We start from the raw sequence: 14,102 nt of genomic DNA on the forward strand, positions 1-14,102 counted from the left end.
TTTTACTATGGATTTGTTGACCAAAGGCTTACGTCTTTTACAAAAGCCCTACGGTTTAATTTTAATTGTGAAACCAATACTTCCGCGAAATCTTCCGGCTGTAATACACTTTCCGGATTACCGTCCGTCAGGTTTAGGTTTATCGATAAATCGGTTGCAATTGTACTTGGATTCATCGTAAACACCCGGATATTCGATTTACGAACCTCCTGCATCAACGCTTCCGACAAACCGTTTAGTCCGAATTTCGACGCACTATACGCACTTGTCAACGCAGAACCACGCTGTCCGGCACTGGAAGCCACGTTAATAATATCACCGGTTTGACGTTCCAACATTTCCGGTAATACGGCACGGATTACATAATAAGCACCCAAAAGGTTTACTTTAATAATGTTTTCCCATTCGCTTACTTCATAATCCATAAACTTGGCGAATTTTCCGATACCTGCATTATTGATCAAAATGTCAATAGCACCAATTTTAGCTTTTAGGTTTTTAATCGCGGTTGTAACCGAATTAAAGTCGGCCACATCTGCCGTTTCAAACTCGATAGTAACGTTAGGATATTCTTTTTGAATAGCCGTTTTTAGATCGGTTAAATCCGATTCAGTTCGCGATACTAACGCCAAATTAACCCCTTCGGCAGCCAATGCGATAGCCACCGCTTTCCCTAATCCTTTTCCCGCTCCGGTAATCAGAGCCGTTTTTCCTTTTAATTGTTCCATATTGTTATGCTTTACATGTAATTAAAGTAGTTTCTTTTTGTTTTCGGTGAAAAAATAAAGCCAACGCGATTAAAATCCCGACAAAAGCCAGCGCAAAACCGACCCAATCCGGTGACGTATAGCCATAACCCATCGTTAGTGGAATACCAGCCAAATAAGCCCCTAAGGCATTTCCGGCATTCATCGCCGCCGGGCTGATAGACGATCCCAATATTTCGGCTCCTTTTGCCGATTGCATCATCATAATCTGAACCGGTGCTACGATCGCAAAAGCCACCGCACCAATCACAAACGTCATAATCGTTACCGTGATCTGATTATCGGCTACAAAAGTAAGCAACATCAAAACGATACACATTCCGATTAGTAAACCGATGGTTGCCATAAGAGGCGAATAGGTATCCGATAATTTTCCACCAAGGAAATTTCCGAATGTCATTCCCAATCCGGCTACGACCATCAAATACGTAACCGCACCGGCATCGAATTTGGACACTTCGGTAAACAAGGGCGCAATATAACTATACCAGCTAAAAAAGCCACCGGTACCGATAATCGCAATGGCCAATACAAGCCATAAATCGACACGTTTAAAAATAGCCAGATCCTTTTTAAAGCTCGAATTCTCATTGGCCTGAAATTTTGGAAGCCAATAGATGATACTCACAATCGTTAGCAACCCGATCACACCGACGATACAAAATGTAATCCGCCAGTCGATATAGTGGCCAATATAGGTTCCCAACGGAACACCGATTACATTGGCTATTGTCAGCCCCGAAAACATCACCGCGATAGCCTGAGCTGTTTTTCCTTCTTTAGCCAGTTTTCCGGCAACAACGGCACCGATTCCAAAAAACGTTCCGTGTGGTAAACCGGATAAAAATCGCAAAATCAATAAGGACCAGTAATCGTTGGCTACGGCCGATAAGCTATTAAAAACCATAATCCATGCGGCAAGTATGATCAAAGCTGTTTTAGGCGGTTTATTTTGAAGAAAAATCGTTAAAAACGGAGCGCCAACTACTACACCCAACGCATAGGCTGAAATAAAATGACCGGCTTCCGGAATTGAAATTTTAAGCGAAGCCGCCAGATCGGGTAGGATTCCCATCATTACAAATTCCGTCATTCCAATCGTAAACGCTCCGATAGCCAAAGCAATATGTCCTTTTTGCATATAAAAAATTAGTTGTTTTGGGCGCAAAAATCCGCTAATTTTGAAACTTTAAGGTTAATTAAAATTTAAAAAGCCTTTTTGTTCATTATTATTGAATTTTATGATACAGTCGGTAAAAAGAGCCTTCGATATATTGGAATATATCACTCAAAACGGAAACCTGGTACGCCTCAACGATATCGCCAACGCACTGGAATTACAGAACACGACGGTGCACAATTTCCTGAATACCCTAAAAGAATTGGGCTATGTGGAACAGGACGAATTGAGTCCGCGGTACCGGGTAACGACCAAAATGCAGTGTATTTATCCGCCGCCGGTATCGGTATCGGTTTTAAAAAACACGCTGCGCCCAACGTTGGAAAAAATCACCGAACTGACCAATGAAACCTCGTATTTATCGGTACAAATGGGAACCTATTTCCGACACGAACTGATTTCGGAACCCGACCGGTCGGTTAAAATCTCGCTGGAACTCAACAAAGACTACGAAATGACCCGAACGGCCATTGGGAAGGTATTTATGGCACATTCGGAACACCTGCAAAATACGCTGCTTAAAAGCCTGGACGAACCGGTACAAAAGAAGTTACAAGCAGAATTAAGCGAAATTTTAAAAAACGGCTATGCCTTAGATCTGGAAGAATACGAACCGGATTTAAACTGTGCCGCGATTCCGTATTACCAAAATAATAGAGTAGTGGCCGTTTTATGTGTTTCCGGCCCAGCTTTTCGTTATAAACTTCCGGAAATGCTAAAAGCGATTGAAATTATGAATGGGTTGAAGTGATTTTTTGGAAATTAACAGTTTTGTGTTTTTTTGTTTGGTTAAAGAGTTATTTTAGTAAAAGTTATTGAATTGATTTTTAAGAATCCATGAAAATAGAAATTATATTAGACATTATACTTATTCTTATTGGGTTATATTTAGCCTTGTTCAAATCATATTTTCAAGAAAAGGGTAAAAATATTGCTACAAGTGAAGATATTGAAAACTTAACAGAAAAAGTTGAGAGTGTTAAATCATCCTTTAATGAAAAAATGGAATATTTAAAGTCAGATTTAAATTTCAAAAACCAAAATAGAATTAGTGTAAAAGCTTACGAACGAGAAGCATTATTAAATATTAATGAAAAATATGCTGAGTGGTTAAATGCGCTTATGAATCTTTCATTCAGTGTACTAACAATTAAAAACTATAATCAATTAGAAGTCTATTTTTCAGAACTAAAAAAATGTAAAATTGAGTACGAAAATGCGGAAGCTAAACTTCACATTTTTATGCATGACGAAGAACTTATGCGCGTAAAGGGCGATTGTTATAAGGTTACACTTAACCTGGAGTATATTGCAAAGCAAGCAACAAATAAGCTAGTAACAGAATTTCAAATTATGGATATACATTTTTCAAATAATATTCCAAAAAATAAAGAAGAAACTGAGATTAGGACAAAAGAGTATGAGAAAGCTCTTATGAATGTTGGTAATGTGATTAATGATTTTTATAACGATAGAAATAATTTGTTTGAAAAATTACACCCTAAAAGAGTTTTATTTGTGCGTCTTTTACAGAAGAGATTGCTTGAAATAATGAATTAAATTTATGTATTAATTGTGTAGTTAATAAACGCTTGTTGAATTCATAATGTCTTTGATTTATAGAAAAAGCCTAAACTTAGTCCGATAATGGCATACCAAAATCGATTTTATTTATTAAACATTTTCTACCTTGTTTGATGCGAAACAAATAAAAGAATTCAATGTTTAATATGTCAAATTTAGTAATCAAAGATAAAGCTTGGCGGAGAGTAGGTGGAAGTCCTATAACTTATGAGTACTTTGTTGTTCTTTTATTGTTTCGCAGCACCGCCAGGTCTTTTCAAAAAATATATATGCCATGCGAAACAATAAAAGAGCGACTATCAGGAGACCCGAAGTGCGTAGCCTGAAAATTCAACCCAAAAGAAGGTTTAACAAATACAGTCAAAAAGACGTTCCGGAAATCAAACTTTGTGGTGATTGGTTACGAGATTTGGGTTTTCAAATGGGTGAAAGAGTAACGGTAACTTCAATGCCAAGCTAATTAATTATTAGACCAACAGAATGATACAAACAAAGAGCTATTGACAGCCTTTGTTGCTAGCTCTTTCGGTTAACATGCAAATACACGATCTCGACTTAGCGAAGTAGTATTACAACAAAAAACTCTATTTTGAATGCTTCCAGAAAGGTTTTGATAAATTTTTTGCCTATATTTTGATAGTTTTTAATCCAAATTTTATAAGTTTAATAAGTTCCAAATAGATATGAAATCAGAAGAAATACAAGACTTATTCCTTAAATTTGAAGATGCTGCAGCAGAGCTTGAAGGTATTGAATGTTGGAGTGCCAGAGATTTACAAGTACTGTTAGGCTATAGTAAATGGGAAAATTTCGAAAAAGTAATTATTAAAGCAAAAGATGCCTGCAAAAATGTTGGTGAACAAATAGCATATCATTTTCCTGACGTCAGGAAAACGATAGCGATGCCAAAAGGAGCTGAAAAAGAGATAGATGATATTCTACTGACACGTTATGCTTGCTACCTAATTGCGCAAAATGGAGATAGTAGAAAAGAAGAAATTTCATTTGCTCAGAATTATTTTGCGGTACAAACAAGAAAAGCAGAGCTTGTTGAACAACGACTTTTAGAATTTGAACGCGTTAAAGCGCGGGAAAAACTAAGTCAGACAGAAAAACAACTCTCGGGAGTTTTATATGAAAGAGGTGTTGATAGTCATGGATTTGCAGTTATAAGGAGTAAAGGAGATCAGGCGCTATTTCATCTCAATACTCAAATGTTAAAAAAGAAAATGGGAGTACCGGGTAATCGACCCGTTGCCGATTTTTTGCCAACGATTAGTATAAAGGCGAAAGATTTAGCTGCAGAAATGACAGGACTTAATGTTCAGAATAAAGATCTGAAAGGCCAATCCAAAATTGAAAAAGAACATATTGATAATAACTTAGCGGTAAGAAATATGCTTACAAATAGGGGGATAATTCCAGAAGATTTACCTCCAGCTGAGGATGTTAAAAAGCATCAACGGAAACTAGATAGTGATGAAAAAAAGGTTTTAAAAGACACTAAAAAAAGTAAACAAAATAGAAACGAATAATTAGTTGAATAATAAACAGGATAAACAAAATACTCCAATAATGATTTACCAATTTTCAGGGAAAATAGAAAACGTTTTTGAATAGAACCTATAACATGAAACCCTTATACTATACTGTCCTGCTATTCACAGGATCACTCTTTTCCCAAATCACTTTTAAAGTCGATAATTTTTCAAAACAATACTATGGTAAAATGTTTATCGCCGATACTTCCGAAGTTTTTTCTCCGGGTTGGATTGCGATTTATGATCAAAAAACGAATAAACAACTGATCCAAGTAAAATCAGAAGAGCTTACGTTTAGTCTTCATAACGGAAAAGTTCTGGCCAATATAAAAGAATTACCTTATGGTGAACAAAGTCAGATTTTATATGAGGACTATAATTTTGACGGCGTAAAAGACTTTGCCATTATGGACGGACAATTTAGTTGCTACCATGGCCCATCTTTTAAAATTTACCTGGCTACAACTGCCGGATTTCAATACAACGTCGATTTTACAAGATTGGCGCAGGAATATTGTGGCATGTTTAATGTCGATTATAAAGATAAAACAATTAGCACGATGACCAAAAGCGGTTGTTGCTGGCATCAATTTTCCGAATTTAAAGTCCGCAATAACAAACCCTATCCGATTAAAATTGTAGAAGAGGGGATGGATCCTTCGGGAATCCTATGGGATTATACGGAACAAAAATGGACCAATGGCAAGATGCTACAAACAAAATATCAGATACTTGATGAAGAACTAACCGACGACAAGGTTTTGCTTTCATTTGAATTTGAAAATAAAAAAAAGATGAAAATTCTCAACTCCGGAACCCTTTTGTACTATGTCTTTACGGATGCCAATAACAAAATCGAATTGCTTTACCACGATATATTTACGTATTCAAAAACCGAAAACAGTTTAAAATTCTTAAATCATAAAACGGAATATACGATTTACGATACCAAAATTGTGATCAAAACGCCTAGTAAAACCTACGAAATGAAAGCTGCTAATAAAACCAAATCCGGGACACTCGCAACACTGAAAAAACAAGAAGTAAATAATGTGATCCTATGATAAAACGAATAATTCGATTTTTGACATCTTTGATTTGTGAATGTGTTATCGGGATGCTTTTCTGAAAGAAAAAACTTTATATTTACTACAAAAAACAGCATATTATCATTCAATGAAATACGTACTATTCCTATTGGCATCTTTACTTTTTGTGGTAACTACAAATGCCCAAAATGATCCGCAAACAGAAAAAAAAGTTTTTGCGAACCAAGGCGAACAAGAAAAATACAGAGCAGAAGTCTTTTTTAAAGAGAACTATATAGTTCAAAGCTATCCTGAATTTAGCGGTAAAATAACCGAAATCGACTTTAATACGTTTAAATTTGATGATCAAGTAATTGTATTGGATAACATCAATCGTAGCTTAAAACCAATTTTTTTAAAAGGCCTACTTTATCCGCAAATTATAGCAGACGATATTTCCTTTATCAGCAGTTTGGAAGAATTAAAATTTTTAAACATTTCACCTAAGGTAAAACGGTTTAAATTATGGTTATTTAAGAAGAATGTCAGCAATCCAACCGTCTATTTGTTAGAAATCACGAACGAACAAGCGACCGAAAAAACGGATATAAAAACGTTTATCGAAAACGGAAAACTTACCTTTCTTAAAAAAGGCTGGACTATAATATAACGAAGCGGAATATGAAAAACATCAGCATCCTTTTCCTTTTTATAACGTCTCAACTCTTCGCGCAATCGACTGCAATTTCAGATGATCAATTAGTTACATTAGCAAAAGTCTGGGGCGTGATCAAATATTATCATCCAGGGGTTTCACAAGGGAAAGTCGATTGGGATAAAACCTTGATCAACACTTTAGAAAATACCTCCAAACGTACCGAAGATCAGATGATCACTGAATGGTTGGAAATGGCCGATAAAGCAGCATTTGAAACTCTTACGCTTCAAAAAGCAACCTGCGACAGTATTACGCTTCGGAATTTTGATATTAAATGGATTGAAAAAGCAAAGATTAGCACTACCAACAAATCCAGGCTATTACAGTTGGTCAACCAACCAAAAAATGTTGGAACCTATTACAGTAATCCAACCTTAAAAAGTATCCGACTTGACAGTGCGAATGAAAAAATATATGACGGATTTTCAGCCAATGTCAAGCTGCTGGAACTGTTTCGGGTGTGGAATGCGATTGCCTATTTTTATCCCTACAAATATTTACTCGATTCCAATTGGGATTCCGTGCTGAAAAAATATGTTCCGATTTTTAAAAATATCAAAACCGAAAACGACTATAAACGAGCGATTACACAACTGGCTGCGGAAATTCAGGATACGCATACCAGCTTAAAAAACAATTATAACGAAGCTATTTTTGGAAAACTAGGCGCCCCTTTTACCTTTCAAATAGTCAATAATGGGGCGTTAATTACGGGTATAAAAGACGAAAAGAAAATGCAAAAAGCAACGATCCAGATGGGGGATTTGATCACAAAAATCAATGGTAAATCGGTTGCAAGAATCATTGCGGAAAAATCAAGCTTTATTCCTGCTTCGAATACATCGGTGCAATTCAGAGAAGCCTATAATTATTTGTTTAGCGGAAATGAGCCTAGTGTTACGATTGAAGGTGTTACTGAAAACGGAAAATCATTTAAAACGACTTTAGAACGAATGCCCCGAAACTTTAAAGAGGAATGGGACAAAGACGGGATTCCAAATTATCATCTGACTTATAATGGGAAGACTTACGAATACCTGGTATGGAACACTACGGAAAGCCGGTTAAATCCTGTTTTTCGATTGGAGAATAAGGCCTATGTCGAATTTTCGTCGCTACGAGTAACAGAAATCGATAGTCTAATGCAGTCATTTCAAAAGACCAAAGGTATCGTATTCGATTTAAGAGGTTATAACGATGATGGCGCGTTGCTTAAAGTTTTTGATTATCTCTTTTTAAAACCACAGTTTTTCGGAATAAAATCGCAACCTTCTTTTGATCAACCCGGAAAATTTTGCTTTGTTGATCATATCATAGACGAAAAGTACAAATACATCGGGAAAGAGAATCCGGAAGCTTATAAAGGCCAAGTAATCGTTTTAATAAACGAATACACGCAAAGTGCAGCGGAATTATGGGCAATGATTTTTAAAAAAGTGCCGAATATAATTTTTGTTGGAAGTCAGACTGCCGGAGCCGACGGAAATATGGTTTCTATAAAATTAACCGATGGAAATGCCCTTTATTTTTCAGGATTGGGGATTTATTATCCCGATGGTACCGAAACGCAGCGTATCGGTATAAAGCCGGATGTCGTGATTCGGCCAACATTGCAAAGTATTCGAAACAAAGAAGATTTGCTATTGAAAAAGGCTTTTCAATTGATTGATCATAAATAGCGGAAATTAAATTTTTTGGATTTTTAAAAAAGATGACGATTTATAATTTCTCTTTCGTGGGATTTTTTATCTTTAAATCCAAAACAGAAGTTGTTATAACCGGTCGTTGTACAAAAAACGGATGGGTTTAATTTCTTTTAAAGCGGTATAAATTAACCCGTAACAAACCAAATTCAAATGAAAAAAAGCTTTTTACTTCTTTGTTTTATCGTATGTGGCTTTCAGAAATTTTCATTTATAGACCGGAAAATAATACAGGATAATCCGTTTCTGTTTCAAAAAGACAATCAAAAAGTAGTTTTAGAAATCGAAAATGGAGCGAAACATTTTAATTGGGATACCAAAACAAGTTTTACAGTAAAAACAGAAAATATAGATCCGCGAAAACTACGGTTAATCGCTCCGGGATTGAGGTTGCTAAAAGGTGCCCATGAAAATAATACGGAAAGCATTTGGGAGATTACGCCCCAAAAAGCGCTTATCAAAAATGACACTTTAAAAGTCTTTGTTTCTGTTCGCAATAAGGACAATTCATTTTGGACGCATCAGTTTAAAATTTTGATCAAATAAACAATCGTAACTGATTTTAAAACAATATACTAGTATTATATTAAATGACTATAGAAAGCCAAATCCACACCTATATTTCTAGCTTACCCGAAGCGAAACGCAGCGAAATGAAAGCGTTGCATCAAACCATACTGGAATTACAGCTAACGTTTCAATTATGGTTTTTAGACGGTAAAAACAGTGAAGGCAAGGTTGTTTCGAATCCGAATATAGGCTACGGATCACAAACCATGCATACCGGTGGAAAAACCAGAGAGTTTTATAAGGTTGGAATCAGTGCCAACACTAGCGGGATTTCGGTTTATATAATGGGAATCGAGGATAAAACTTATTTAGTGCGAACCTATGGTGAAAAACTTGGAAAAGCGCGTATAAGTGGTTATTGTATTAAATTCAGGAAATTAGAGGATATTAATATCGATATACTCGAAAAGGTTATTCGGGATCGATTGGAGCAGGAATAATAGAATTACAGTATGCAATACATGCAGCTGTTTTAAACAGGGACACTTTTAGTAGCGTTATAAATATGGAACGCTGTATCAATGCTATTAAAAAACGGTCCGGCTATACTGCTAATAATGGCTTATGTATTGTTATTAACCATAATAGTAATGTTGTGTAACAAAAAATATGCGTGCGGTCTATGGTATCGACAACTGGATAATGATAGGGGTACTTATAACAACAGTATTGACAGTATTGGAACTTAAAGCTTCTTTTTTAGAATTATTTCCAAATAATTACAACTTTTAAAACACGGGTATTATTTCCTGACCAAATTCGAATGAAAAAACTGATTTTACTTTTGATCATAACCGTAACACTGATACGCTGTACTTCCAAAACAACAGAAAATAGCGATACCACAGTAACGGATAACACTACCGAAACAGAATTAAAAGCTATTGAACAAAGCGGTCGTTCTTTTTACGACTGGTATTTTAAAAATGATTTTCCGAATTGCGAAATTGTAAAAGGAAAAAATGGCTATTGCGTCATGGATACCGTATCGTATTTTAAAACCCTTCGCAATTTGGGAACGATTTCAGAACAATTTATCCGAAGCGAGAGAGCCCGGCTTCAGAGCTGTGCGGAGTTTATTGAAAACTTCGAATATGAAGAATATCAAAATGCGCAAGTGTACGATCCCGGTCGTTACTGTTCGTACTTATATACGATGAACTGGCTCGGAAGTGAGGATCCGGCCGCCAAATTCTGGACTCAGAATGTAAAAAAAATTAACGATACTACTGCTTCGGTTGCTATTTATATTGCCAATGATATAAGTGGAAATGACAAACAGCAGTTATCGACTGTATTTTTAAAGAAGGAAAAAAACAAATGGATGATGACCGAAATCCGGTTAACAGGTAAGGATACTAAGGAAAAAGAACCCGAAAATTTTAGAGGGTTGTGGGCTGGTGGGATTGTCACACTTAATATTGGCAGTACTTCGATGCGAATTGTATACCACGAACAATGCCGGTACGACTATCCGGTAAAAAAGATTAGCGATACTGAGTTTATCATGATTTGGAGTGACGATATGGATTGTAATTTCAATAATCGGACAAGCGAAACGTTCGGATTAAAAAAGGTACCGCAAATCGGAAAACCATTTGCCAAATACAAAATCAAAAATAACATTCTTTATGCCGAATATTATTATCCGGAATGGGTAAATAGCTATACGAATAACGTCGAATATGTTTTTTCTGCGAAGTACTTTAGAATGGAGCGGGAATAAGAAGAAATGATAATCCAATAACGTTAGCAAACCGTAAGATAAGAACAATACAAAAAAAATATAATTAAATACAAGGCATAATCGCTTCCTAATCCTATGAAAACAAAGTATTTAGTGGTATTCTCTTTTTTATTCCTGATAGGCTGTAATAGCTCACATGAAAAAAAAGAAACAAAGACAGCAAAAGCAGTTGATACAAGAGCTGCAACACCAGTTAAAAAAACGCAAGAGGCCGGACTTATTTTACCTGTTGTTGACAGTTTACGGGAATCAGAACAATATTGTTGTGTAGTATCGCCCGAATCGGGTTTTACAGTGTATGACAAACCCGGCGGCAAAGCTATTGGAATACTAAAGCGGGAAATCAATAAAGATGATGATCAATCACCATATGGACTCTATTTTATTTCGGAAAAAGGAAAACAGTTAATTGAAACCGAAGAATATAAAGAAATCGGTTATGACCTATTTGCGATTAATTATAACGATAAGATAACAGGATATGTACGGGTTCTAGACAGTCGGAGAAGCTATTGGCTACACATGGACGAAATAAATCGTAAAGGGTTTAAAACGGTTAGTTGGATGGAACATCTGCTAAAAGAGCGCACTACTGTTTTAGGATATTATGCTAACGAACCCGGTTTAAAATTGCGGAAAGAACCCAACAGCAACAGCGAAGTGATTCGTACGATCCGCGGTGATCTGTTGGAAATCAAACTTTCCGAAAAAGTTTCGGGACAATGGTGTAAGGTAAACATCACAAAATATAAAGAGCATCCCTGCGATACCGAGTTAAGTGAGTCGGAAAACACAGTGGAACAAACAGAAGGCTGGCTAAAAATTATTGACGATAACGGAGAACCGAACATCTGGAGCTATATCAAGGGCTGTTAAGAATTCGAATCTGATAATTGAAGATTACAAACATCCAAAACACTATGCTTTAATCCTATGTTACTAAAAAAACGAATATTATTTCTAACAATTACAATAGCTTTAATAGCCTGTCAATCCAAAACAGAAGAAAAAGGGCACACTCTTAATTCGACCACCGGAACAGAAGGTAAAAAAGAAGCTGTGGTAAAAAAAACGGAACCTACAGTAAAATCAATTTACTATTCGAATGTCCTTGCAATCGAAAACGTATCGATCAATAATCATAAACTGATACTGCCTAAAAGTGAATTTGATTCGTTATACGGTACTACGATCGATTCTACCAGGGCAGACATCTGGGAATGCGCAAATCCATTTGTGTGGTTGGATGAAGAATGGATGATCAAAACATATGGGAAAGATAAAGAAATGGAAGATTTTGCACGATTCAACGGTAAAATAGCCACTCTTTTTTCTAAAGGCAGGGTTTTCCACACCAACAATCATATTGTATTATTCGAAAGGACACCGGCAAAGAACAATCAGTTCCGGATTTTATCGCATCAGATCGTACTCGATCAAAACACAACAGTAGCGATGTTTCGCAAGAAGTTCCCGGATGTAGCACCCGAAAAAACGAACGATTCCGATGAACCGATTTTTCGGATCTATACCGATAATGATCGGGTAGACGCATTTCTATTTTATTTTAAAAACGGAAAATTGGATTATATGACACTTTGGTTTGAATTGTGTTAAAAGCTGGAAAGTAAAGCCGTTATACATATTAATCATAATTTAATAATAAGTAAAGTAAAAAACTGTGAAAAAAATAATAATCCTAAGCCTTGTATTTTTAGTACTTTCCTGTGCAAAAAATCAGGAAAATAAAACCGCAGAACAACCGGAAAGTGTTGTTAATACAACCGATACCGAAAAAAAGGAAACCCCTGATAGAAGTCAGTTAAACCACTTGTATTCTGCAAATGGCGGTTCGATATTGTATTTAAAAAATGGCGAGGTTAAAAGTTGTGCCCGATGTGATTTTGACGGCGATTTTATAGGTCAGTTGCAAAAACTGAAAACGGCCTACCGGTATAAAGATTATGACAATTATGCTATTGCCAATGGGAACGACACTATTAGGTTTTTTGAAGACCTGACCGGGCGTATTGAGTCGGGCTGGAAAATTATAAAAGGAATACCGATTACGCATGAAATGTCGGTTATTTCGTATTCGGAACCGGAAAAAAATAAAAAGAGTACTACCATAACCGATACACAACTGGTTATTTTAGAACAGGAAACCAGAACCTTTGCCGACGAAGATTCTCCGGAAGCCGATGCCTATTTTACTGCATCGGACGATTATGGCTGGTATTTAGCAGAACTTACCGAATCGTTTGAAAAACGCCATATTAAAGTAACCAGCTTAAAAAACCGGTTTGTAACCTTTCCGATCGAAAACAACCAAAAAATTACGATCGATACCTATAAACTCATCAACAATAATAATGTAAGTGTACTTTTATATAAAAAGAACAAAAGACCAATTATTGTTCATTTAATTCCCGACGAAAATGCCGAAGCGGAAATCAAAACTTATTTAGAGGAATAGTATGAATTATATTGTTGTAAATCATGAAATTACAATTTCATACCTATATTGTTGTTGTCATAAATACTATAATGAAAGTTGTTGATAGTACAATATCTGGCACCATACCAAAGCTAAAAGAATTAGAATTGAATAACATATTCAACAAAAAAAACATAATTAAAAAAAATGAAACACTATTTACGACTAACGGGCTTAATTCTGTTTTTTGTTTTCAGTTGCAATACAAAAGAAAACGGACAATCCGAACCGAAAACGGCAACAAACGTTACCGACAGCATTAAAAAAGAAACCACAACCGTAACACCAAATGAAGAAAAAAGCATACTCGACACTTCTTTTATCGATAAAGAAGGGAAAGAAATAGAAGCGTATCCTATATTTGAATGCAGTGGCACGTTAGTCGAAAACGATTCGGAAACCGACCGCTATGCTGTAGCGATATTTACTAAAAATATAGAACAATGCTGGAATGGAAAAAGTAAAGTCGTATTAGAACAATTTCTGGATGCTCCCGAAACACAGAATAGACCCTATGTAATAGTCGACGAAATAAATGGAACCGGAAAAAATAAGAAAAGAAGGTTTTCTACGGTTTATCTGAACCGTCCGGATAATGATAAATATGATGAAAAAGAGATGTATTTAGCCGAATATGAAGATAATGAAAAACCGGTGATCACAAAAGTTTACCGAATTTGGGAAATAGATACCCGGGAAGGAAAATTTAAAGAAGTCCTAAAACCTCAAAAGCTAACCTTTAACAATCCGGATTATATAGAGTAAAG

At 35.8% G+C, this 14,102-nt stretch carries 16 protein-coding genes; 14 read left to right on the forward strand and 2 right to left on the reverse strand.

From position 1 onward, the window contains the following. Nucleotides 1-5: 5 nt before the first annotated feature. The gene (locus AAFN64_RS08100) at nt 6-728 is read right to left on the reverse strand and encodes a 3-ketoacyl-ACP reductase (RefSeq protein WP_347760058.1); all 723 of its coding nucleotides are present in this window, start codon (nt 726-728) and stop codon (nt 6-8) included. 4 nt (nt 729-732) lie between these two features. Beyond that, nucleotides 733-1,908: an MFS transporter gene (locus AAFN64_RS08105; RefSeq protein ID WP_347760059.1), complete on the reverse strand. Its 1,176-nt coding sequence runs from the start codon at nt 1,906-1,908 to the stop codon at nt 733-735. A 100-nt stretch (nt 1,909-2,008) separates the two neighbouring features. Between AAFN64_RS08105 and AAFN64_RS08110 the strand changes: the two genes are divergently transcribed. From AAFN64_RS08110 to AAFN64_RS08175, 14 genes are all read left to right on the forward strand, one after another. Continuing rightward, nucleotides 2,009-2,698 (forward strand): IclR family transcriptional regulator, encoded by a 690-nt coding sequence (locus AAFN64_RS08110; protein ID WP_347760060.1) that lies wholly within the window; start codon nt 2,009-2,011, stop codon nt 2,696-2,698. 86 nt (nt 2,699-2,784) lie between these two features. Beyond that, the gene (locus AAFN64_RS08115; protein WP_347760061.1) at nt 2,785-3,507 is read left to right on the forward strand and encodes a hypothetical protein; all 723 of its coding nucleotides are present in this window, start codon (nt 2,785-2,787) and stop codon (nt 3,505-3,507) included. A gap of 298 nt (nt 3,508-3,805) precedes the next feature. Continuing rightward, nucleotides 3,806-3,991 (forward strand): SymE family type I addiction module toxin, encoded by a 186-nt coding sequence (locus AAFN64_RS08120; RefSeq protein WP_347760062.1) that lies wholly within the window; start codon nt 3,806-3,808, stop codon nt 3,989-3,991. 223 nt (nt 3,992-4,214) lie between these two features. Continuing rightward, entirely contained in the window at nt 4,215-5,066 is an 852-nt protein-coding gene (gene dinD, locus AAFN64_RS08125; RefSeq protein WP_347760063.1) for a DNA damage-inducible protein D, read from the forward strand. A gap of 95 nt (nt 5,067-5,161) precedes the next feature. After that, the gene (locus AAFN64_RS08130; protein WP_347760064.1) at nt 5,162-6,136 is read left to right on the forward strand and encodes a hypothetical protein; all 975 of its coding nucleotides are present in this window, start codon (nt 5,162-5,164) and stop codon (nt 6,134-6,136) included. Between the two features lie 112 nt (nt 6,137-6,248). Then, the gene (locus AAFN64_RS08135) at nt 6,249-6,770 is read left to right on the forward strand and encodes a hypothetical protein (RefSeq protein ID WP_347760065.1); all 522 of its coding nucleotides are present in this window, start codon (nt 6,249-6,251) and stop codon (nt 6,768-6,770) included. Between the two features lie 11 nt (nt 6,771-6,781). Next, nucleotides 6,782-8,497 carry a S41 family peptidase gene (locus AAFN64_RS08140; RefSeq protein WP_347760066.1) on the forward strand — a complete coding sequence of 572 codons (1,716 nt, stop codon included), beginning with the start codon at nt 6,782-6,784 and terminating at the stop codon, nt 8,495-8,497. A 177-nt stretch (nt 8,498-8,674) separates the two neighbouring features. Next, a complete protein-coding gene (locus tag AAFN64_RS08145; RefSeq protein WP_347760067.1) occupies nt 8,675-9,067 on the forward strand; it encodes a hypothetical protein in 393 nt (130 codons plus the stop codon). 44 nt (nt 9,068-9,111) lie between these two features. Continuing rightward, nucleotides 9,112-9,531 carry a DUF1801 domain-containing protein gene (locus AAFN64_RS08150; RefSeq protein ID WP_347760068.1) on the forward strand — a complete coding sequence of 140 codons (420 nt, stop codon included), beginning with the start codon at nt 9,112-9,114 and terminating at the stop codon, nt 9,529-9,531. A 323-nt stretch (nt 9,532-9,854) separates the two neighbouring features. Further along, on the forward strand, nt 9,855-10,817 hold the full coding sequence (locus AAFN64_RS08155) for a hypothetical protein (protein ID WP_347760069.1): 963 nt from the start codon (nt 9,855-9,857) through the stop codon (nt 10,815-10,817). Between the two features lie 96 nt (nt 10,818-10,913). After that, complete coding sequence (locus tag AAFN64_RS08160; RefSeq protein WP_347760070.1) at nt 10,914-11,714, forward strand: SH3 domain-containing protein; 801 nt, start codon at nt 10,914-10,916, stop codon at nt 11,712-11,714. A gap of 57 nt (nt 11,715-11,771) precedes the next feature. After that, nucleotides 11,772-12,455 carry a hypothetical protein gene (locus tag AAFN64_RS08165; RefSeq protein WP_347760071.1) on the forward strand — a complete coding sequence of 228 codons (684 nt, stop codon included), beginning with the start codon at nt 11,772-11,774 and terminating at the stop codon, nt 12,453-12,455. A 64-nt stretch (nt 12,456-12,519) separates the two neighbouring features. Beyond that, complete coding sequence (locus tag AAFN64_RS08170) at nt 12,520-13,314, forward strand: hypothetical protein (protein WP_347760072.1); 795 nt, start codon at nt 12,520-12,522, stop codon at nt 13,312-13,314. 168 nt (nt 13,315-13,482) lie between these two features. Continuing rightward, nucleotides 13,483-14,100, forward strand: a complete 618-nt coding sequence (locus AAFN64_RS08175) for a hypothetical protein (RefSeq protein WP_347760073.1) — start codon at nt 13,483-13,485, stop codon at nt 14,098-14,100. Nucleotides 14,101-14,102: the final 2 nt, after the last annotated feature.

It is taken from the genome of Flavobacterium sp. CAU 1735, assembly GCF_039888695.1.
GTDB lineage: Bacteria > Bacteroidota > Bacteroidia > Flavobacteriales > Flavobacteriaceae > Flavobacterium.

What these genes read in the sequence shown, in the direction of transcription:
- AAFN64_RS08100 (WP_347760058.1), bottom strand. Translation starts at nt 728, where the DNA reads ATGGAACAATTAAAAGGAAAAACGGCTCTGATTACCGGAGCGGGAAAA.
- AAFN64_RS08105 (WP_347760059.1), bottom strand. Translation starts at nt 1,908, where the DNA reads ATGCAAAAAGGACATATTGCTTTGGCTATCGGAGCGTTTACGATTGGA.
- AAFN64_RS08110 (WP_347760060.1), top strand. Translation starts at nt 2,009, where the DNA reads ATGATACAGTCGGTAAAAAGAGCCTTCGATATATTGGAATATATCACT.
- AAFN64_RS08115 (WP_347760061.1), top strand. Translation starts at nt 2,785, where the DNA reads ATGAAAATAGAAATTATATTAGACATTATACTTATTCTTATTGGGTTA.
- AAFN64_RS08120 (WP_347760062.1), top strand. Translation starts at nt 3,806, where the DNA reads ATGCGAAACAATAAAAGAGCGACTATCAGGAGACCCGAAGTGCGTAGC.
- dinD (WP_347760063.1), top strand. Translation starts at nt 4,215, where the DNA reads ATGAAATCAGAAGAAATACAAGACTTATTCCTTAAATTTGAAGATGCT.
- AAFN64_RS08130 (WP_347760064.1), top strand. Translation starts at nt 5,162, where the DNA reads ATGAAACCCTTATACTATACTGTCCTGCTATTCACAGGATCACTCTTT.
- AAFN64_RS08135 (WP_347760065.1), top strand. Translation starts at nt 6,249, where the DNA reads ATGAAATACGTACTATTCCTATTGGCATCTTTACTTTTTGTGGTAACT.
- AAFN64_RS08140 (WP_347760066.1), top strand. Translation starts at nt 6,782, where the DNA reads ATGAAAAACATCAGCATCCTTTTCCTTTTTATAACGTCTCAACTCTTC.
- AAFN64_RS08145 (WP_347760067.1), top strand. Translation starts at nt 8,675, where the DNA reads ATGAAAAAAAGCTTTTTACTTCTTTGTTTTATCGTATGTGGCTTTCAG.
- AAFN64_RS08150 (WP_347760068.1), top strand. Translation starts at nt 9,112, where the DNA reads ATGACTATAGAAAGCCAAATCCACACCTATATTTCTAGCTTACCCGAA.
- AAFN64_RS08155 (WP_347760069.1), top strand. Translation starts at nt 9,855, where the DNA reads ATGAAAAAACTGATTTTACTTTTGATCATAACCGTAACACTGATACGC.
- AAFN64_RS08160 (WP_347760070.1), top strand. Translation starts at nt 10,914, where the DNA reads ATGAAAACAAAGTATTTAGTGGTATTCTCTTTTTTATTCCTGATAGGC.
- AAFN64_RS08165 (WP_347760071.1), top strand. Translation starts at nt 11,772, where the DNA reads ATGTTACTAAAAAAACGAATATTATTTCTAACAATTACAATAGCTTTA.
- AAFN64_RS08175 (WP_347760073.1), top strand. Translation starts at nt 13,483, where the DNA reads ATGAAACACTATTTACGACTAACGGGCTTAATTCTGTTTTTTGTTTTC.